The organism is Stutzerimonas stutzeri, from assembly GCF_024448935.1.
GTDB classification, from domain to species: Bacteria; Pseudomonadota; Gammaproteobacteria; order Pseudomonadales; family Pseudomonadaceae; genus Stutzerimonas; species Stutzerimonas stutzeri_AO.
Map to the genome: position 1 here is coordinate 24,909 of NZ_JAMOIE010000034.1, position 20,569 is coordinate 45,477.

Consider the following 20,569-nt stretch of genomic DNA (forward strand, 5'->3'; position numbering starts at 1 on the left):
GTCATTGAAAATCCCGGCTGCGCACGTCGAGGCCGGTCAGCATCGGGGTGAGGTCGCTCAGGCGTCCGGCGATGACGTGACGCACGCCGTTTGCCGATTCAAGATGCCCATCGATTCGAAGCATTCGGGACTGTATCAATACCCGTCGCTGCCGCTCGGCCAGGTCGTGCCAGACCACCACGTTGATCATGCCGAACTCGTCTTCAAGGGTGACGAAGATGACGCCGCTGGCGGTCTGCGGGCGTTGGCGACCAATAACCAGACCGGCCACGCTGACCAGCCGACCATGTTCGACTTCGACCAGTTCGCGCGAACTGCGGCAACGTCGGCTCCGCAGCTGGTCACGCAGCAAGGCCAACGGGTGTGGGCCAAGCGTGGTGCCCAGGGTGGCGTAATCGGTCATCAACTCTTCACCGACCGAGGGCAAGGGCAGAGGCACCGCTGCCTCCGGGGTCGCAAGCTGTTCAGCGAACAACGGCAGCTGCGGCTCGAATCCGGCCACCGCCCAGCGAGCCTGATGACGATGCCCGACAAGCCCTTTCAGCGCCCCGGCGTCGGCCAGCTGTTCCCGCGCACGGGCATCCAGTCGGGCTCGCAGGCACAGGTCATCGATACCGACAAAGGCTTGCTGCTGACGTGCCGCCTCGATTCGACGGGCATCCTCCTGGCGAAAGCCTCGTACCAGGCGCAGCCCCAGACGGATTGCCGGCTGAGGGGTGTCGGTCGGCTCGAGACTGCAATCCCAGCCGCTGTGACGAACGTCCAGTGGGCGGATCTCGAGTTGATGGCGACGGGCGTCCTGGAGAATCTGATCGGGATTGTAGAAGCCCATCGGCCAGCTGTTGATCAGGGCGCAGGCGAAGGCGGCTGGTTCATGACATTTGAGCCAGCAGCTGGCATAGGTGAGCAGGGCGAAGCTGGCCGCATGGGATTCGGGGAAGCCGTAGCTGCTGAAGCCTTTGATCTGCTCGAAGATCCGTGCAACGAATTCTGCGCTGTAGCCACGGGCGAGCATGCGTTCGCTCAGTCTCACGCGGTGCGGCTCGAGGCTGCCATGTCGCTTCCAGGCGGCCATGGCGCGGCGCAACTTGTCGGCTTCGTCGGCGGTGTATTGGGCGGCGACGATTGCCAGCTCCATCACCTGCTCCTGAAACAGGGGCACGCCAAGGGTGCGCTCGAATACGGGTTTCAATTCATCGGAGGGGTACTCCACCGGTTCTTCTTTATTGCGCCGGCGCAGGTAGGGGTGAACCATGTCGCCCTGAATCGGCCCGGGGCGCACGATGGCGACCTGAATCACCAGATCGTAGAACGTCTGAGGACGCAGCCGCGGCAGCATGGCCATTTGCGCGCGCGATTCGATCTGGAAAACGCCCACGGTGTCGGCGCGGCTGATCATCTCGTAGGTCGGGCGGTCTTCCTTGGGCAGTGTGGCAAGGGTCCACTGCGTGCCGCGGTAACGGGCAACCAGATCGAAACAGCGGCGCAGCGCAGTCAGCATGCCGAGCGCCAGTATATCGACCTTGAGCAGGCCGACCACATCGAGATCGTCCTTGTCCCACTGGATCACGGTACGGTCGGCCATGCTGGCGTTCTCGACCGGCACCAGGGTATCCAACGGATACTCGGAAATGACGAACCCGCCCGGATGCTGTGAAAGGTGGCGAGGAAAGCCGATCAATTCATTGGTCAGCACCATTACCCGGCGCAATACCGGGCTGCTGGGGTCGAAGCCGGCTTCCTGAAGTCGGGCGTCATCGGGTACGTGCTCACTCCAGCGCCCGCAGCATTCGGCCAGGGCGTTGATCTGATCCGGCGGCAGGCCAAGCGCCTTGGCTACGTCTCGCACTGCGCCAGTGGCACGGTAGGAGCTGGCTACCGCCGTCAGTGCGGCGCGATTGCGGCCGTAGCGACGAAATACATACTGGATCACTTCTTCGCGGCGTTCGTGCTCGAAGTCGACATCGATGTCCGGCGGCTCGTTGCGCTCGCGCGAGAGGAAACGCTCGAACAACAGCCGGCTGTGCGAGGGGTCGAGTTCGGTGATGCCCAGCACGAAACACACCGTCGAGTTGGCTGCCGAACCGCGACCCTGACACAGAATGTGGCGTTCGCGGGCGAAACGGACGATGTCGTGAACGGTGAGAAAGTAGCTTTCGTAATGCAGTTCGGTGATCAGCTGCAGTTCATGTTCGACCAGCGCACGCGATTTGTCCGTTACGCCTGCCGGCCAGCGCCATCGCATGCCGTCTTCGACCAGTTTGCGCAACCAGGAGCTGGCATTGTGGCCAGCGGGTACCAGCTCGTGCGGGTACTGATACTTCAGCTCTTTGAGGTTGAACTGGCAGCGCTCGGCGATCCGCAATGTCTCGGCAAGCAGCTCGGGCGGATACAGCTGGGCCAGTTCCTCGCGCCGGCGCAGGTGGCGTTCACCGTTGGGGAACAGGTGACGCCCGGCCTCGGCTACAGGCAGGTGACGGCGGATCGCGGTCATGCAATCCTGCAGGGCGCGCCGGCCACGGGCATGCATATGCACATCGCCACAGGCCACCGCGGGTATGCCCACGCGCTTGGCCAGTGCCTGCAACTGGCACCGGTGTGTTTCATCATCCGGCCCGCGATGCAGTTCGAGGCCCAGCCAGAGGCGTGCTGGAAAGCGTTCGCGCAGCCAGAGACCTTCCGCGTCAGCATCGGGGTGGGAAGTGATCCAGATGGCCAACAGCCCATCCAAGGGCTCGCTCAGGTCATCGGCCAGCAGTTGGTACTGGCCTTTCTCGGCGCGACGTCTGGCGCAGGTAATCAGCCGGCACAAGCGCTGATACCCCAACAGGTTTTCGACCAGCATGAGCAGCTTCGGGCCGTTCTCGATCTGCATTTCGCTGCCGACAACCAGCGGCAGGCCTGTTTCCCTGGATGCCTGCCAGGCGCGGACGATGCCGGCCAGGGTGCATTCATCGGTAATTGCCAGGGCCCGATAACCCTGCAGTGCGGCGCGCTCGAACAACTCTTTGGCGCTGGAGGCGCCCCGTTGAAAACTGAAGTTGGAGAGGCAGTGCAGCTCGGCGTAGTCGGCCATCAGGCGAACCAGCCGTGCAACATCAGCGGCCCTCCGGTGACTGAGCGAAAGGCCCAGCCGCGTTGGCCCGTGCGGGTTTCCACCAGGTAATAGTCGCGGCGCACGTCGCCCCCGTCCCACCAGCCCGATTCGATACGCTCGGGACCCCCGAGGATGCGCAGCGAGGCTTCATGCAGCGGTTTGGTTTCGCTCAGCAGCCAGCCGGGGCGGGGTGCTGTGGTCGATGGCGGCTCAAGGTGGGCGGCCTGCTGCGGTCGCCAGGCGCATTCCGGGCGATGGTCGGCGCGAGCAGCCAGCCCCTGCACGGCATCGTCACCCAGGCGGGCTCGCAACCGCTCGCGCAATTGCTCCCAGGGCAATGACTGTTGCGGTCGCTCATCGAAAAGCTCGCGATGCTCGGGGACGAAGGCGGGCAGCTGGTCCGCGAGCAGCCGTATGGCCAGCACCGCTGCTGGAAGCTGCAGATGCTCCAGGCGGCCGCGGGTCAGCTCGAACAGCCTGGCCGGGTCGCGCTCGGCACTGAGCAGGCCGATCGCCAGCTGGCTCTCGGGGAGGTTGCGGTGCTCCAGATGCAAGGTGAAACGTTGGACCCCGCTGTCGCGGCCTGCCAGGTAAGCGGCGAGGTCGGCCGTCAGACGGCGCAGCGGGAAAAGCAGGGCCTGGTGCGACTCGACTTCGAAGTTCAGCTCGATACGCGCATCGAAGCGGTCGGGCGGTCGGTAGAAGCTCAGAGCCAGCGGGCGATGCTCCAGCAGGGTGTCGAGGTGTCTCAGCGATTCTGCCGGAAAGCGCTTTGCCAGACCGTTCCGAGGCAGCGCCAGCAGTTGCTTGAAGGTGCGCAAGCCCATGCGCGCCAGGGCGTTGGACACATCACGTGGCAAGCCGAGGCGATCTACCGGCAGGTCATCCAGTACCTGATGCAGCGTCTGGGTGTCCGTCACGGCCAAGCCGTCATGCACGTTGGCCAGTACCCGCGCGGCGGCCGGATTGGGTGCCAGGGTTATACGATGTCCGAAGCCCAGTGCGCTCAGCTCGGCGCGCAGGCGCGCCTCGAGACGAGGCCAGGGGCCGAACAGGCCGAGGCTGGACTGCACTTCCAGAAGCAGGCAGCGCGGGTAGTGCAGACTGACCTGCGAACTGAAGCCGTAAGCCCAGGCGGCGAGGAACTGCTGCCAGCGTTCGATCGAAGCCAGGTCGTATTCGGCCGTCTCGAATCCTCGGGTCAGCGCCTGGGCGGCAACCCATGATTGCCCCGCCTTCAACCCGAGCGCCCGCGCCGCCGGATTGACCGCCTGTAGCACGCGGCGCTGCGGCGTACCGCTCAATAGTGCCAGTGGCGCTTCGGCATCGGGGCGGCTACGCAGCACACCGTCCATGGCCAGTTGCGGCAGCAGGATGCAGGCCCAGAGCATGCTCACTGCCATCCCACTGCAGAAATCGGCTGGACGGGCGCCAGTCCCCCACGGCACTTGAGAACACGCACCTGAGCCGGCTGAGCTTCGATTGCCAAGCGCAGTGCCGCTGGCGAGGGGTTTACCGCTTCGCGTAAAGAGCGATAGGCGAAGGCCAGTGTCTGCCCGGTCTCGGCGGCCACTTGCAGGCGACGCAAGGCGCGGTCATCGGCCTGCTGTGGCCAACACAGCACCGCACCGCAACTGCCTGAACGCAAACACTGTTCCGCCGCCCATAAGGCGTCGCGTCCGTGCGCCTGAACGAGGCTGAGTTGGCGCAGGTCGACCCCGGCAGCGAGCCAGGCATGAGGGAAGGGCAGGTGAGGCGGGGCGACCAGTACGACCCGTTCGCCGGCACTGGTCAACCGTGCCAGGGTGGGCCAGAGCAGACGCAGTTCGCCGATGCCGGTGGTGGCGATCAGCAGCTCGCTCAGTGCCGAGTCCGGCCAGCCCCCGCCGGGCAAGGCGGCGTCCAGGGCGGGATGGCCGGTGGGCTGGTTACTGGTCGAGACGATGCTTGGCTGGCCGCGCCATAGCCGGCGTGCATCGAGCAGGCGATCAAGGGAGACAACGGAGGACATGATGAACAGCAAATCCGGAATACTGTATATATGTCCAGTATCCTGCTTTGCCCGGACGCGGGTCAAGTCGATGTGATGAACGTCATCGACGCAGGGTCCATATGGTCCAGCCCACACCAGCGCGTTCAGCGCCCCTGTCAAGCCCGGCGCAGCGCCCATGGACACTGCCCTGCGCTCACGCCAGGCGCACACCAACCCGACGGCAAGCAATACCGGGCCAGGTAGCCTGACACTGCGATCTGGTTGGAGCAGCGTGTCCGCTCAATGGCCGCTATCCGTCTTTGCTTGTGCTGGCAAAATCAGTCGATTAGGATTCGCGCCGGGTAAACGGTGCAAGGCGAGTACTCGGTTCGCCGTCCCAATCTATTGAAGCGAAGAAGCCCGGCCTGAAAGCGACCGGGCTTCTTCGTTTGTCGGCCTTGATTCGGCGTGAATGCGCTTGTCAGCCAGACCGCTACTAATAAAAGAGGTATGCCATGCGCGAACGTTTGTTGGCCGCGGAAAAGGTAAAGGCCATCGAATGGCGGGGCGGACAGCTGCGTTTGCTTGACCAGCGCAAACTGCCACTGGAAGAGCTGTGGCATACCTGTGATTCTGCTGCAGCGGTGGCTACGGCGATCCGCGAGATGGTCGTGCATGGCGCGCCGGTCATCGGCATCAGTGCTGCATACGGGCTGGCCATGGGGCTCAGAGCCCGACTCGCCGAAGGTGGGGGCTGGCGCGCGGCACTCGAATCCGATTTCGAAATACTGGCTGCCTCGCGTCCGGCCGCCATCAATTTGTGCTGGGCGCTGAACCAGATGCGTGAGCGCCTCGACCGCTTGAAGCCTGGCGAAGATCCATTGACCGCTGCCGAGGCCCAGGCGGCGTCCATTCATGCAAGTGATCGCGAAGCCAATCTGACCATGGCGCAGCTCGGTGTCGACCTGATCCGCAAGCACCAGGGAAATCCGCAGAACCTGCTGACTCATTGCAATACCGGTGCACTGGCGACCGGTGGCTTCGGTACTGCACTTGGCGTGATTCGTGGCGCGCATCTGGAAGGGCTTGTCGAGTGCGTCTACGCCGATGAAACCCGTCCCTGGTTGCAAGGCTCTCGGCTGGCGGCCTGGGAGCTGGCCGGCGAGGGCGTGCCGGTCATGCTGAACGCCGACTCGGCGGCGGCGCACCTGATGAAGACGCGCGGCATCACCTGGGTCATTGTCGGTGCCGATCGGATCACCGCCAACGGTGATGTCGCCAGCAATATCGGGACCTATCAGCTTGCCGTGCTGGCCATGCACCATGGCGTACGGTTCATGGTGGTGGCGTCCAGTTCGACCATCGATATGGAGCTGGAATCAGGTGATGACATTCCCATAGAGGAGCGCGCCGGCCATGAGTTGCTGGAGGTCAACGGTCAGCGGTTTGCGGCGGATGTCGACGTCTTTAATCCGCTGTTCGATGTCACCCCTGCCGACCTGATCGATGCCATCGTCACGGAGAAAGGCATCGTCGAACGGCCCAATGCAGCCAAGCTCGCCGCGCTGATGAGCCGCAAGCGCCTGCATTAAAGCGAAAGGACGAACAAAGCGCTGCAGGCTGGAAAGCTGGAGGGCAGAGCGATGCATTCACCCGGTCCGCTGTGCGGATCAAGTCCACTGATGCGGCTGCGGTGTTCTCTTTTCGTCAGGCCTCAGGCCTCCAGCGGCTCTTCGCCTTGTGATACCATTCCGCGCTTAATCGCAGGACCCTGCTGACTACAAGGAACCAGGCTTCCATGGGCGAACTGGCCAAAGAAATTCTCCCGGTCAATATCGAAGACGAACTCAAGCAGTCCTACCTCGACTACGCCATGAGCGTGATCGTCGGTCGTGCGCTGCCGGATGCGCGCGACGGATTGAAGCCTGTGCATCGCCGTGTGCTTTTTGCCATGAGCGAGCTGGGCAACGACTGGAACAAGCCGTACAAGAAATCCGCCCGTGTGGTCGGTGACGTGATCGGTAAATACCATCCCCACGGTGATTCGGCGGTTTACGACACCATCGTGCGGATGGCGCAGCCTTTCTCGCTGCGTTACATGCTGGTCGATGGTCAGGGCAACTTCGGTTCGGTGGACGGCGATAATGCCGCCGCCATGCGATACACCGAAGTGCGGATGGCCAAGCTGGCGCACGAGCTGCTGGCGGACCTGGACAAGGAAACCGTTGACTGGGTGCCCAACTACGATGGCACCGAGCAGATCCCGGCAGTCATGCCGACCAAGATTCCGAACCTGCTGGTCAATGGTTCCAGCGGTATTGCCGTCGGCATGGCGACCAATATCCCGCCGCACAACCTCAGTGAAGTCATCGACGGTTGCCTGGCACTGATCGAAAACGCCGACATCACCATCGACGAGCTCATGCAGTTCATCCCGGGGCCGGACTTCCCAACCGCGGGCATCATCAACGGTCGCGCCGGCATCGTCGAGGCCTACCGCACGGGTCGCGGGCGCATCTATATGCGTGCCCGCTCGATCATCGAAGACATCGACAAGGTCGGTGGGCGTCAGCAGATCGTCATCACCGAGCTGCCTTATCAGCTGAACAAGGCACGGCTGATCGAGAAGATTGCCGAGCTGGTCAAGGAAAAGAAGCTCGAAGGCATCACCGAGCTACGCGACGAGTCCGACAAGGACGGCATGCGCGTGGTCATCGAACTGCGTCGCGGCGAGGTGCCTGAGGTCGTTCTTAACAACCTCTACGCCCAGACCCAGCTGCAGAGCGTGTTCGGCATCAACGTGGTGGCGTTGATCGATGGTCAGCCACGTACGCTCAACTTGAAGGAACTGCTCGAAGCCTTCGTTCGTCATCGCCGCGAAGTCGTCACTCGTCGGACCGTTTACGAGCTGCGCAAGGCGCGTGAACGTGGACATATTCTCGAGGGGCAGGCCGTAGCGCTGTCCAACATCGATCCCGTGATTGCGCTGATCAAGGCCTCACCGACACCAGCCGAAGCCAAGGAAGCGCTGATTGCCGAAGCCTGGGAATCCAGCGCCGTCGAATCGATGGTCGAGCGCGCCGATGCCGACTCCTGCCGCCCGGAAGACCTCGATCCGCAGTACGGTCTGCGCGACGGCAAGTATTACCTGTCACCAGAACAGGCGCAGGCGATTCTTGACCTGCGCTTGCATCGCCTGACTGGCCTTGAGCATGAAAAGCTGCTCAGCGAGTACCAGGAGATACTGACCCAGATTGGCGAGCTGATCCGCATCCTGACCAACCCGGTGCGCCTGATGGAGGTCATTCGCGAAGAGCTCGAAGGCGTCAAGCGCGACTTTGGCGACAAGCGCCGTACCGAAATCCTCGAGGCGCGCCTGGACCTGACCCTGGCCGACCTGATCACCGAAGAAGAGCGTGTCGTCACCATCTCCCACGGTGGCTATGCCAAATCACAGCCGCTGGCTGCCTACCAGGCGCAGCGTCGCGGTGGTCGTGGCAAGGCCGCAACCGGGGTCAAGGAAGAGGACTACGTCGAGCATCTGCTGGTTGCCAACAGCCACACCACGCTGCTGCTGTTCTCCAGCAAGGGCAAGGTGTACTGGCTCAAGACCTATGAGATTCCCGAGGCGTCACGCGCATCGCGCGGGCGGCCACTGGTCAACCTGCTGCCGCTGACCGAAGGCGAATACATCACCGCGATGCTGCAGGTCGATATCGAGGCGGCACGTCAGCAACAGCTGAACGGTGACGAGGATATCGAGGACGCGGAAATCATCAGCGAAAGCGATGATGTCGAAGAGGCAATCGAGGGTGACGAGACCGATGACTCGGTGGATGAGCCTACTGGTACCTACATCTTCATGGCGACTGCGAAGGGCACCGTGAAGAAGACGCCGCTGTCGCAATTCAGCCGCCCTCGTAGCGTGGGTCTGATCGCGCTGGGCCTGGAGGAGGGTGACACCCTTATCGCAGCCGCCGTAACCGATGGTGCGCGCGAGGTGATGCTGTTCTCCGACGGCGGCAAGGTTATCCGGTTCAAGGAAAAGCACGTCCGTACCATGGGTCGTACCGCCCGCGGTGTGCGCGGCATGCGCCTCCCTGAAGGGCAGCGCCTGATTTCGATGCTGATCCCCGAGCCGGATGCCCAGATCCTGACGGCGAGCCTGAACGGCTATGGTAAGCGCACCCTGTTGGCTGAGTTCCCGCGTCGCGGCCGTGGCGGCCAGGGCGTGATTGCCATGGTTTCGAACGAGCGTAACGGGCCGCTGGTGGGTGCCGTCCAGGTGCAGCCAGGCGAGGAAATCATGCTGATTTCCGATCAGGGCACCCTGGTGCGTACCCGTGTCGACGAAGTGTCGTCGCTGGGACGCAATACCCAGGGCGTCACCCTGATCAAGCTCGGCAAGAATGAACACCTGGTCGGTCTCGAGCGGGTACAAGAACCCTCTGAGGAAGACGTTCTGGAAGACATCGAGGCGGTAATCGATGAGGATGCGCTGGACAAGGAAATGCCAGTAGTCAGCACCGAGCCCAGCGAAGATGATTTGCTGGGTGGCGGCGGTGACGTTCCGCCAGACGTAGTGCCCACCGACGACGAGGGCTAATCAAACGACGGCGCAGCCTCTGGGTTCGCCGTCGTTTCGTTGTATGCCTCTCTGCATATTAAGGAATGGCGAGCACCCATGCGGGCCCCGGGTTCGGATGGAGCGAGCAAGGTATCGACCGTTTTTGAGAGAACTAAGATGAGCAAACGCGCGTTCAATTTCTGCGCCGGCCCGGCCGCGCTCCCTGAGGCCGTATTACAACGCGCCCAGGCTGAACTCCTTGACTGGCATGGACGCGGCCTGTCCGTGATGGAAATGAGCCATCGCAGTGACGAGTACACAGCGATTGCCGAGAAGGCCGAACAGGACTTGCGCGATCTGTTGAGTATCCCGTCCAATTACAAGGTGCTGTTCCTGCAGGGTGGCGCCAGTCAGCAATTCGCCGGGATCCCGCTGAATCTGCTCCCCGAGAACGGGGTCGCCGATTACATCGATACCGGTATCTGGTCGCGCAAGAGCATCGAAGAAGCCAAGCGCTTCGGTCATGTCAACGTGGCCGCGAGTGCCAAGCCGTACGACTATTTCGCGATCCCCGGCCAGAATGAGTGGAAACTCAGCGCGGATGCGGCATACCTGCATTACGCCAGTAACGAAACCATTGGCGGTTTGCAATTCGACTGGGTGCCCGAGGTCGGCGATACCCCGCTTGTCGTCGATATGTCATCGGACATTCTTTCTCGCAAACTGGACGTATCCCGCTTCGGACTGATTTACGCCGGCGCGCAGAAGAACATCGGCCCATCGGGATTGGTGGTAGTGATCGTTCGCGACGATCTGCTCGGCCGCGCTCGCTCCAGTTGCCCGACCATGCTCGATTACAAGGTCGCAGCGGACAACGGCTCCATGTACAACACGCCTGCCACTTTTTCCTGGTACCTTTCGGGCCTGGTGTTCGAGTGGCTGAAGGAGCAGGGCGGCGTCGAGATCATGGAACAGCGCAACCGTGCGAAGAAGGACTTGCTCTACGGGGTGATCGACGCCAGCGATTTCTACTCGAATCCGATCGCCACCAACGCCCGTTCCTGGATGAACGTACCGTTCAGGCTCGCCGACGAGCAGCTGGACAAGACATTCCTCGCCGGTGCCGATGCGCGCGGCCTGCTCAACCTCAAAGGTCACCGTTCGGTGGGCGGCATGCGTGCTTCCATCTACAACGCAGTCGGCCTGGATGCGGTCGAGGCGCTGGTCGACTACATGCGCGAGTTCGAGAAGGAGCACGGCTGATGAGCGATGTCGACCGGCTGAAGGCGCTGCGTGTCCGCATCGACAGTCTCGACGAGAAGATCCTCGAGCTGATCAGCGAGCGGGCGCGCTGCGCTCAGGATGTGGCTCGGGTCAAGACAGCCTCGCTGGCCGAGGGCGAGGAGGCGGTGTTCTATCGCCCCGAGCGGGAGGCATGGGTGCTCAAGCACATCATGGAGTTGAACAAGGGGCCGCTGGACAACGAGGAAATGGCGCGTCTGTTCCGCGAAATCATGTCGTCCTGCCTGGCGCTGGAACAGCCGCTGCGGGTTGCCTACCTCGGGCCGGAGGGCACCTTCTCCCAAGCCGCGGCGCTCAAGCATTTCGGCCAGGCGGTGATCAGCAAACCGATGGCCGCGATCGACGAAGTGTTCCGTGAAGTGGTCGCCGGCGCGGTCAATTTCGGCGTGGTGCCGGTGGAGAACTCCACCGAAGGCGCGGTCAACCATACCCTCGACAGTTTCCTCGAACACGACATCGTCATCTGCGGCGAAGTCGAGTTGCGCATTCATCATCACTTGCTGGTGGGCGAAACGACCAAGACGGATCGCATCACTCGTATCTACTCCCATGCACAGTCGCTGGCGCAGTGCCGCAAGTGGCTCGATGCCCATTACCCGAACGTCGAGCGCGTGGCGGTTTCCAGCAATGCCGACGCTGCCAAGCGGGTCAAAAGCGAGTGGAATTCCGCAGCCATAGCCGGTGACATGGCGGCTCAGTTGTACGGCCTGAGCAAGATCGCCGAGAAGATCGAGGACCGGCCGGACAATTCCACGCGTTTCCTTATCATTGGCAGTCAGGAAGTACCGCCTACCGGTGATGACAAGACCTCGATCATCGTCTCCATGCGCAACAAGCCGGGCGCACTGCACGAGTTATTGATGCCGTTTCACTCCAATGGCATCGATCTCACGCGGATCGAAACGCGGCCGTCGCGAAGCGGTAAATGGACCTACGTGTTCTTCATCGACTGCATCGGCCACCATCAGGATCCGCTGATCAAGGACGTGTTGGAAAAAATTGGCCGCGAAGCGGTGGCACTGAAGGTGCTGGGCTCGTATCCCAAGGCGGTACTTTAAAAACAGCCGCAAGCGACAAGCTACGAGCCACAAGCACTGGCTTTTACTTGCCGCTTGCCGCTTGAGCTTGAGGCTTAATGTATGAGCTGTGATTTCCTCGCCCTGGCTCAGCCAGGCGTGCAAAAACTGTCGCCTTATGTGCCGGGCAAGCCGGTGGACGAACTGGCCAGAGAGCTCGATCTAGATCCGCAGACCATCGTCAAGCTGGCCAGCAACGAGAACCCGCTGGGGCCCAGCCCGAGAGTCATCGAAGCGATCCGGGCGCAGCTCGGCGAGCTGACCCGCTATCCCGACGGCAACGGTTTCTTGCTCAAGCAGAAACTGGCGCAACGCTATGCTGTGGACATCGAGCAGGTCACGCTCGGCAATGGCTCCAACGATATCCTTGAGCTGGTTGCGCGGGCCTACCTCGCGCCGGGTCTCAATGCGGTTTTCAGCGAGCATGCGTTTGCGGTCTATCCCATCGTCACACAGGCGGTCGGCGCGCAGGCCAAGGCTGTTCCGGCCAAGCAATGGGGACATGACCTGGACGCCATGCTGGCCGCCATCGATACGAACACTCGGATCGTGTTCATCGCCAACCCCAATAATCCTACCGGTACCTGGTTCGGCGCTGAAGCGCTGGCGCGGTTCCTGGTTGCTGTGCCCGAGCACGTCCTGGTGGTTCTCGATGAAGCCTATATCGAGTACGCGGCTGATGGTGAATTGCCGGACGGCCTGGCGTTCCTGAACACTCGACCGAATCTGCTGGTGTCGCGGACCTTTTCCAAGGCTTACGGGTTGGCGGCGCTGCGGGTGGGCTATGCGATCTGCTCAGCGCAGATTGCGGATGTCCTGAATCGCGTGCGCCAACCCTTCAACGTCAACAGCCTGGCGCTTGCCGCAGCCTGTGCGGCGCTCGATGACGGCGCATACCTGGCCGAAAGCCGGGCGAGCAATACCGCCGGAATGCGGCAGCTCGAAGCCGGTTTCAGCGAGTTGGGACTGGAATGGATACCTTCCAGAGGCAACTTCATAGCGGTTGATTTCGGCCAGGACGCGGCCCCAATCAACCAGGCGTTGCTGCGTGATGGGGTTATCGTGCGTCCGGTCGCCGGCTATGGCATGCCGACTTTTCTTCGGGTTTCGATCGGCACCGAAGCTGAAATTGCACGATTTCTCGACGTGCTGCGCAAGGTGCTTGGGCGTTGATCCGAAACGGCGAACTGCTTTCAGGGATGACGCCGCTGCCACGTCTGGCTGTTGTCGGCCTGGGCCTGATTGGTGGCTCATTCGCCAAAGGTTTGCGTGAAGGCGGGTACTGCGCCGAGGTGGTCGGGTTCGACCTGGACCCTCGGTCGCGCGAGCTGGCCGTCGACCTAGGTGTGGTGGATCGCTGCGCAGATAGCCTGGCGGAGGCTTGCCAGGGCGCGGATGTGATTCAACTGGCCGTGCCGATCCTGGCGATGGAGCGTCTGCTGGCTGAGCTCGCGTTGCTCGATCTCGGCAATGCGGTGCTGACCGACGTCGGCAGTGCCAAGGGCAACGTGGTGCGCTGTGCCCGCGAGCAGTTCGGCCGGATGCCGCCGCGCTTTGTGCCTGGGCATCCGATAGCCGGCTCGGAACAGAGCGGCGTCACGGCTGCCCAAAGCACGCTTTTTCGACGGCACAAGGTGATCCTGACGCCTGTGGCGGACACCGATCCAGCTGCGCTGGCGCTTGTAGACGGGCTGTGGCGTGCGCTGGGCGCCGATGTCGAGCACATGGACGTTCGGCACCATGACGAAGTGCTGGCTGCGACCAGTCATCTGCCACATCTTCTGGCATTCGGCCTGGTGGATTCGCTGGCAAAGCGCAACGAAAATCTCGAGATATTTCGCTACGCCGCGGGTGGATTTCGCGATTTCACCCGTATTGCGGGCAGCGATCCGGTGATGTGGCACGACATCTTTCTCGCCAATCGCGAGGCGGTGCTGCATACGCTGGACGATTTTCGTGCCGATCTCGACGCGCTGCGCGCCGCGGTCGATGAAGGAGACGGGCATACCTTGTTGGGCGTGTTCACGCGCGCCAGGGCTGCCCGGGAACATTTCAGCAAAATACTGGCTCGCAGAGCCTATGTGGACGTTATGCATTCCAAAGATCTGATCTTCCTTGCCAACCCTGGCGGCAGCCTCAGCGGTCACCTGCGTGTGCCGGGCGACAAATCCATTTCCCACCGTTCGATCATGCTCGGCTCGCTGGCTGAGGGCACCACCGAGGTGGAAGGGTTTCTCGAGGGTGAAGATGCCCTCGCAACCATCCAGGCCTTCCGCGACATGGGCGTGGTCATCGAAGGGCCGAATCAGGGGCGCGTGACGGTCCATGGCGTCGGCCTGCACGGCTTGAAGCCGCCGCCAGGACCGATCTACCTCGGTAACTCCGGTACCTCGATGCGCCTGCTGTCCGGGCTGCTGGCCGCCCAGCCATTCGATACCACCCTGACGGGCGATGCTTCGCTGTCCAAGCGACCGATGAACCGTGTGGCCAAGCCGCTGCGCGAAATGGGTGCGGTGATCGAGACCGCTGCCGAAGGACGTCCTCCGTTGACCATTCGTGGCGGCCAGAAACTTTCAGGAATGCATTACGACATGCCGATGGCCAGTGCCCAGGTCAAGTCCTGCCTGCTCCTGGCTGGTCTGTATGCAGCGGAAAAAACGTCGGTCACAGAGCCGGCGCCAACGCGGGATCACACCGAACGGATGCTACAAGGCTTCGGCTACCCGGTGCAGGTCGAGGGAAGTACTGCCACGGTCGAGCCCGGGCATAAGCTGCGCTCGACGCAGATCGAAGTGCCCGCCGATATTTCGTCCTCGGCTTTCTTCATGGTTGCAGCCAGCATCGCGCCGGGCTCCGATATCACGCTTGAGCATGTCGGCGTCAATCCGACCCGTACCGGCGTCATCGATATCCTCAAATTGATGGGGGCCGATATCGAACTGAGCAATAGGCGCGAAGTCGGCGGTGAGCCGGTAGCCGATATCCGCGTGCGGGCTGCCCGGCTCAAGGGGATCGATATCCCGGAAGAGCTCGTGCCGTTGGCGATCGATGAATTCCCGGTGCTGTTCGTTGCGGCATCTTGCGCCGAAGGGCGAACCACGCTGCGCGGAGCTGAGGAGTTGCGGGTCAAGGAGTCTGATCGCATTCAGGTGATGGCCGATGGTCTGCAAGCGCTGGGCGTGAAGGCTACACCGACGCCGGATGGGCTTATCATCGAAGGCGGCGGTGCCCTGGGCGGCGGGGAAGTCTGGGCGCACGGTGATCATCGTATCGCGATGTCCTTCAGCGTGGCTGCGCTTCGTGCCAGCGCGCCGATCCGCATTCACGACTGTGCCAACGTGGCCACTTCGTTCCCGAACTTCCTTGCACTGGCCGAGCGGGCCGGGATGCGGGTAGGTGTGGAGGGTAATTCATGATCAGGCAGGTCCCGGTCATCACCATCGACGGTCCGAGCGGTTCTGGAAAAGGCACGGTTGCGGCGTTGCTGGCGGCCAAGCTGGGGTGGAATTTTCTCGATTCCGGTGCGCTGTACCGTCTGCTGGCTTTCGCTGCCCGTAATCATGGTGTCGACCTGACCAACGAGGAGGCGCTCAAGCTGCTGGCAGCCCATCTGGATGTGCAATTCGGCGCAGCCAAAAGCGGCCATGGCATGCAGATCGTTCTCGAGGGCGAAGACGTCACCCTCGCGATTCGCAACGAGCAGGTCGGCGCCGGAGCCTCGCAGGTCGCTGCATTGCCGGTGGTGCGTGAGGCGTTGTTGCAGCGCCAGAAGGCGTTCCGCGAACCGCCCGGGCTGGTCGCGGACGGCCGAGACATGGGAACCGTGGTTTTTCCGGACGCTCCCTTGAAGATATTTCTTACCGCCAGTGCGGAGGAAAGGGCTCGTCGCCGTTTCTTGCAGTTGAAGGGCAAGGGTGATGATGTTAATCTCGCGAGTCTTCTCGATGAGATACGGGTTCGCGACGAGCGCGACATCCAGCGTGAAGTGGCTCCGCTGAGGCCTGCAGTCGATGCGGTACAGCTGGATTCCACGGATCTTTCCATCGAGCAGGTGTTAGGACAGATTCTGAGCGAAGTCGCCAATCGCGATTTCGCCTGAAGAGCGACCGCCGCGAGGCGGCCTGACGGTTTCTCGATAACGAGAGCTGTTAACCAGGAGGCATGTGGGAGACCAGATCTAGTCCCGCACGCCTTTTTTTATATGAATGAACCCACTTCTATCTGGGATGTGGAGATTGGGCGGATCCTCGCCCGAAAACAGCAGGAATAAACATGAGCGAAAGCTTTGCAGAACTTTTTGAAGAAAGCCTAAAAACCCTCGACATGCAGCCGGGTGCGATCATCACCGGCATCGTGGTCGACATCGACGGTGACTGGGTCACTGTTCATGCCGGTCTGAAGTCCGAGGGCGTCATCCCGGTCGAGCAGTTCTACAACGAGCAGGGCGAGCTGACCATCAGCGTGGGTGACGAAGTTCACGTTGCGCTGGACGCGGTTGAAGATGGCTTCGGTGAAACCAAGCTGTCCCGCGAAAAAGCCAAGCGTGCAGAGTGCTGGATTGTTCTGGAAGCGGCTTTCGCAGCTGAGGAAGTGGTCAAGGGCGTTATCAACGGTAAGGTCAAGGGCGGCTTCACGGTCGACGTTAACGGCATCCGTGCGTTCCTGCCAGGCTCCCTGGTTGATGTCCGTCCAGTGCGTGATACCACTCACCTGGAAGGCAAGGAACTCGAATTCAAGGTCATCAAGCTCGACCAGAAGCGCAACAACGTTGTCGTTTCCCGTCGTAGCGTGCTGGAAGCCGAGAACAGCGCCGAGCGCGAAGCGCTGCTGGAATCGCTGCAGGAAGGCCAGCAGGTCAAGGGTATCGTCAAGAACCTCACCGATTACGGCGCGTTCGTCGATCTGGGCGGCGTGGACGGCCTGCTGCACATCACCGACATGGCCTGGAAGCGCATCAAGCATCCATCGGAAATCGTCAACGTTGGCGACGAGATCGACGTCAAGGTGCTGAAGTTCGACCGCGAGCGTAACCGCGTCTCCCTGGGTCTGAAGCAGCTGGGCGAAGACCCATGGGTTGCCATCAAGGCCCGTTACCCGGAAAACACCCGCGTCATGGCGCGTGTTACCAACCTCACCGACTACGGCTGCTTCGCCGAGCTGGAAGAGGGCGTCGAAGGTCTGGTACACGTTTCCGAAATGGACTGGACCAACAAGAACATCCACCCGTCGAAGGTCGTGCAGGTCGGCGACGAAGTGGAAGTCATGGTTCTGGACATCGACGAAGAGCGTCGTCGTATTTCCCTGGGCATCAAGCAGTGCAAGTCCAACCCATGGGAAGACTTCTCTGGCCAGTTCAACAAGGGCGACCGCATCTCCGGCACCATCAAGTCGATCACCGATTTCGGTATCTTCATTGGTCTGGACGGCGGCATCGACGGCCTGGTGCACCTGTCCGACATCTCCTGGAACGAGCCGGGCGAAGAAGCCGTCCGCCGCTTCAAGAAGGGCGACGAGCTGGACACCGTCATCCTGTCGGTCGATCCGGAGCGCGAGCGCATCTCCCTGGGCATCAAGCAGCTGGAAGACGATCCGTTCTCCAACTACGCCGCCGTCAATGACAAGGGCAGCATCGTTCGCGGCACCGTGAAAGAAGTTGACGCCAAAGGCGCCATTATCGACCTGGGCAACGATATCGAAGCGACCCTGAAAGCCTCCGAAATCAGCCGTGACCGCGTTGAAGATGCGCGCAACGTCCTGAAGGAAGGCGAAGAAGTCGAAGCCAAGATCATCAGCATCGACCGCAAGAGTCGCGTCATCAGCCTGTCCATCAAGTCGAAAGACGTTGAGGACGAGAAGGACGCGATGAAGGAACTGCGTACCAAGCAGGACGTAGAGCCGGCTGCCGGTCCGACCACCATCGGTGATCTGATCCGCGCGCAGATGGAAAACCAGAACTAAGTTCTGCAATCCATTGAAAAAGGGCGACTTCGGTCGCCCTTTTTTGTAGCTGTCCCGTCCTGATCAAAGGTTACATCTGCGCCTTGTTTTCAGTTTACCCGTCCTGAGGAGGGGTAGGGCTTCGATCTATCAATAGGCTCCAACAGCAGAGTGGCCCCCGTCGAGGCCGAGCTGTTCGCTGCTTCAAGTTCGTATCATGCCGCTTGCCAATGCCTGGTTAACCGCCAGCCAGCCATTCACCGCTTCTTCCCCGGCATGCTGGAAGGCCCGTTCGAGAAGACGCACCTGTTCGCGTCGCAATGCCTGCTCAAGCCTTGCACCCTCGATGGTGGAGCGCAGCATGCGCTTGCGCTTGTCTTCATCGGCCATCCTGCTCTCCACCAGGTGCATTTCGATCAGCTGCCGCAATGGCGTGTTCAAGGCCTGCTTGCTGACTCCCAGGTAGCCGAGTAGCTGTTTGACGCTGAGATCGGGGTAGCTTGCGATAAAAAACAGGATTCTGTGATGCACCCGGGACAGTCCGCGTCGGGCAAGCATCTCGTCCGGCTTGGCGGTATACGCCTGATAGCCAAGGAAGAAATTCTCCATGATCTGGCGCTGAACAGTGCTTTTTTTTAGGTCAGGCATATTGACGTATTTATGGTTGGGGGCGTAATTTCGATCAAGTAGTTTGACTCATTTTTCCTATTCCTGCATCTGGTGCCCCATGGCCTTCTCCGAACGCATTGATCGCCTGAAAAGCTCGCTGATTCGTGAAATTCTTGCCGCTGCACAGCGTCCTGAGGTGATGTCTTTCGCTGGCGGACTGCCTGCTGAGCCCATGCTGCCGAAGGTCGACTGGGCGCCCATGCCGGCGAGCCTGGGTCAGTACGGGATGAGCGAAGGGGAGCCCGCACTGCGCGAGGCCGTCGCGGCTGAAGCCCGCGCAATCGGTGTTTCTTGCTCGGCCAGTCAAGTACTGATCGTCAGCGGTTCCCAGCAGACCCTGGACCTCGCATCCAAACTGTTCATCGATCGGGGCACCGAGGTGCTGCTCGAGGCGCCGACTTATCTAGCCGCCCTGCAGGCTTTTCAGTTGTTCGGCGCCGACTGCCTGGCGGTTCCGCAAGAGGCAGACGGTCCATCGTTGGTCGCGTTGCGCCAACGGCTGGAGCAGCACAAGCCGGCCTTTGCCTACCTTATCCCAACGTTCCAGAATCCCTCGGCGGTGCGTTACAGCGAAGAAAAGCGCGATGCGGTAGCCGCGCTGCTCGACGAGTTCAATGTAGTCCTGATCGAGGATGAGCCTTATCGCGAACTGGTTTTCGACGAAAGCAGCGCCAGGCCCATCGTCAGCCGTATGCGCAAGGCAAGCTGGATATACACCGGCACGGTCTCCAAGACTTTGCTGCCAGGGCTGCGGGTGGGATACCTGATCGCAACACCCGATCTTTTCCCCTACTTGCTGCGGCTCAAGCAGTCGGCTGATCTGCACACCAACCGCATTGGTCAGTGGCAGGCGCTGCAGTGGCTTGGAAGCGAGCAGTATCGTACGCACCTGAGCGAGCTACGCCGCTTCTATCATCTGCGCCGTGATGCGATGCAGGCCGCGTTGGCGGAGCACTTTGACGACCTGGCCGAGTGGCAGATCCCGCAGGGCGGTCTGTTCTTCTGGTTGCGGCTGAAAAGCCCTGTCGATACGCGAACGCTGCTCAATCCTGCCCTTGAACAGGATGTGGTATTCATGCCGGGTGAGCCATTCTTCATCGATCCCGAGCAAAACCTCGGGTATCTGAGGTTGAACTTCAGCCATGTTGCCCCGGAGCGGCTGGATGAGGGCGTGCGTCGGCTAGCGAAGGTGATTCGTGGGTGCAAGATGGCCGATGCCGATGCGGCCTGATCAAGGTATCGGTGCTTGCGTTGCCCAGGAGGGAGGAGATGTACAAGGTTTACGGCGATTATCGTTCGGGCAACTGCTACAAAGTGAGATTGATGCTGCATCTGCTCGGTCGAGATTACGAGTGGATACCGGTGGATATTCTTCGTGGCGAGAGTCGCGAGGAGGCGTTTCTGAAGAAGAATCCCAACGGCAAGATTCCCGTACTGGAATTGGAGGACGGCACCTGCTTGTGGGAGTCGAATGCGATCCTCAATTTCCTCGCGGACGGATCCGAGCTGTTGCCCACCGATCCACGTTTGCGCACTCAGGTTCTACAGTGGCAGTTCTTCGAGCAGTACAGCCATGAGCCGTTTATTGCCGTAGCGCGATTTATCAAGGTTTATCTGGGCCTGCCCGACGATCGCCTCGATGAGTATGCGGCCAGGCAACTGGACGGTTATCGAGCGCTGGATGTCATGGAGCAGCAACTGCAGCGCACGCCGTTTCTCGTTGGCGACCGCTACTCGATTGCGGATGTGGCGCTGTATGCCTATACGCACGTGGCTGAAGAGGGTGGCTTTTGGCTGGCCAGTTACCCTGCGATCTGTGCCTGGCTGCAACGCGTTGCAAGCCATCCGCGGCATGTGGGCATGTACGATTAACGTAAAAGCCGCCCCAAGCTGCAAGTTGCAAGAAAAAGCTTGACCGCATATGGACAACGGCCCCGATACTGATCAGC

Annotated in this window: 14 protein-coding genes; 10 read left to right on the top strand and 4 right to left on the bottom strand. The window is 61.3% G+C overall.

All coding sequences use genetic code 11. The annotated features are described in order from the left end of the window. Nucleotide 1: 1 nt before the first annotated feature. Genes NA637_RS11680 through imuA form a run of 3 tightly spaced genes read right to left on the bottom strand, consistent with a single transcriptional unit; the run spans nucleotide 2 to nucleotide 5,108 of the window. Complete coding sequence (locus tag NA637_RS11680; RefSeq protein WP_256072406.1) at nucleotides 2-3,076, bottom strand: error-prone DNA polymerase; 3,075 nt, start codon at nucleotides 3,074-3,076, stop codon at nucleotides 2-4. Then, nucleotides 3,076-4,488, bottom strand: a complete 1,413-nt coding sequence (locus tag NA637_RS11685; RefSeq protein WP_256072407.1) for a Y-family DNA polymerase — start codon at nucleotides 4,486-4,488, stop codon at nucleotides 3,076-3,078. The genes NA637_RS11680 and NA637_RS11685 overlap by 1 nt, the downstream gene beginning before the upstream one ends. 2 nt (nucleotides 4,489-4,490) lie before the next feature. Further along, nucleotides 4,491-5,108 carry a translesion DNA synthesis-associated protein ImuA gene (gene imuA / locus NA637_RS11690; protein WP_256072408.1) on the bottom strand — a complete coding sequence of 206 codons (618 nt, stop codon included), beginning with the start codon at nucleotides 5,106-5,108 and terminating at the stop codon, nucleotides 4,491-4,493. A 476-nt stretch (nucleotides 5,109-5,584) separates the two neighbouring features. On the opposite strand from imuA, the gene mtnA reads away from it, so the two are divergent. The 8 genes from mtnA (at nucleotide 5,585) to rpsA (ending at nucleotide 17,972) form a co-directional block, all read left to right on the top strand. Then, nucleotides 5,585-6,661: an S-methyl-5-thioribose-1-phosphate isomerase gene (gene mtnA / locus NA637_RS11695; protein WP_256072409.1), complete on the top strand. Its 1,077-nt coding sequence runs from the start codon at nucleotides 5,585-5,587 to the stop codon at nucleotides 6,659-6,661. A 206-nt stretch (nucleotides 6,662-6,867) separates the two neighbouring features. Then, nucleotides 6,868-9,675 carry a DNA gyrase subunit A gene (gene gyrA / locus NA637_RS11700; RefSeq protein ID WP_256072410.1) on the top strand — a complete coding sequence of 936 codons (2,808 nt, stop codon included), beginning with the start codon at nucleotides 6,868-6,870 and terminating at the stop codon, nucleotides 9,673-9,675. Between the two features lie 138 nt (nucleotides 9,676-9,813). Then, nucleotides 9,814-10,899 carry a 3-phosphoserine/phosphohydroxythreonine transaminase gene (gene serC / locus NA637_RS11705; protein WP_256072411.1) on the top strand — a complete coding sequence of 362 codons (1,086 nt, stop codon included), beginning with the start codon at nucleotides 9,814-9,816 and terminating at the stop codon, nucleotides 10,897-10,899. Continuing rightward, entirely contained in the window at nucleotides 10,899-11,996 is a 1,098-nt protein-coding gene (pheA, locus tag NA637_RS11710; protein ID WP_256072412.1) for a prephenate dehydratase, read from the top strand. Before serC ends, pheA begins: the two co-directional genes overlap by 1 nt. 81 nt (nucleotides 11,997-12,077) lie before the next feature. Next, complete coding sequence (gene hisC, locus NA637_RS11715; RefSeq protein WP_256072413.1) at nucleotides 12,078-13,187, top strand: histidinol-phosphate transaminase; 1,110 nt, start codon at nucleotides 12,078-12,080, stop codon at nucleotides 13,185-13,187. Nucleotides 13,188-13,213: 26 nt separating this feature from the next. Continuing rightward, entirely contained in the window at nucleotides 13,214-15,430 is a 2,217-nt protein-coding gene (locus tag NA637_RS11720) for a bifunctional prephenate dehydrogenase/3-phosphoshikimate 1-carboxyvinyltransferase (protein WP_256072420.1), read from the top strand. Then, nucleotides 15,427-16,113, top strand: coding sequence for a (d)CMP kinase (gene cmk / locus NA637_RS11725; RefSeq protein ID WP_256072414.1), 687 nt, complete (start codon nucleotides 15,427-15,429; stop codon nucleotides 16,111-16,113). The genes NA637_RS11720 and cmk overlap by 4 nt, the downstream gene beginning before the upstream one ends. 173 nt (nucleotides 16,114-16,286) lie before the next feature. After that, the gene (gene rpsA / locus NA637_RS11730) at nucleotides 16,287-17,972 is read left to right on the top strand and encodes a 30S ribosomal protein S1 (RefSeq protein ID WP_256072415.1); all 1,686 of its coding nucleotides are present in this window, start codon (nucleotides 16,287-16,289) and stop codon (nucleotides 17,970-17,972) included. 183 nt (nucleotides 17,973-18,155) lie between these two features. Here rpsA and NA637_RS11735 read toward each other — a convergent pair whose 3' ends face one another. Next, a complete protein-coding gene (locus NA637_RS11735; RefSeq protein ID WP_256072416.1) occupies nucleotides 18,156-18,599 on the bottom strand; it encodes a MarR family winged helix-turn-helix transcriptional regulator in 444 nt (147 codons plus the stop codon). 79 nt (nucleotides 18,600-18,678) lie between these two features. On the opposite strand from NA637_RS11735, the gene NA637_RS11740 reads away from it, so the two are divergent. Both NA637_RS11740 and NA637_RS11745 read left to right on the top strand, forming a co-directional pair. Further along, a complete protein-coding gene (locus tag NA637_RS11740; protein WP_256072417.1) occupies nucleotides 18,679-19,851 on the top strand; it encodes a PLP-dependent aminotransferase family protein in 1,173 nt (390 codons plus the stop codon). 38 nt (nucleotides 19,852-19,889) lie between these two features. Next, the gene (locus NA637_RS11745) at nucleotides 19,890-20,492 is read left to right on the top strand and encodes a glutathione S-transferase family protein (protein ID WP_256072418.1); all 603 of its coding nucleotides are present in this window, start codon (nucleotides 19,890-19,892) and stop codon (nucleotides 20,490-20,492) included. Nucleotides 20,493-20,569: the final 77 nt, after the last annotated feature.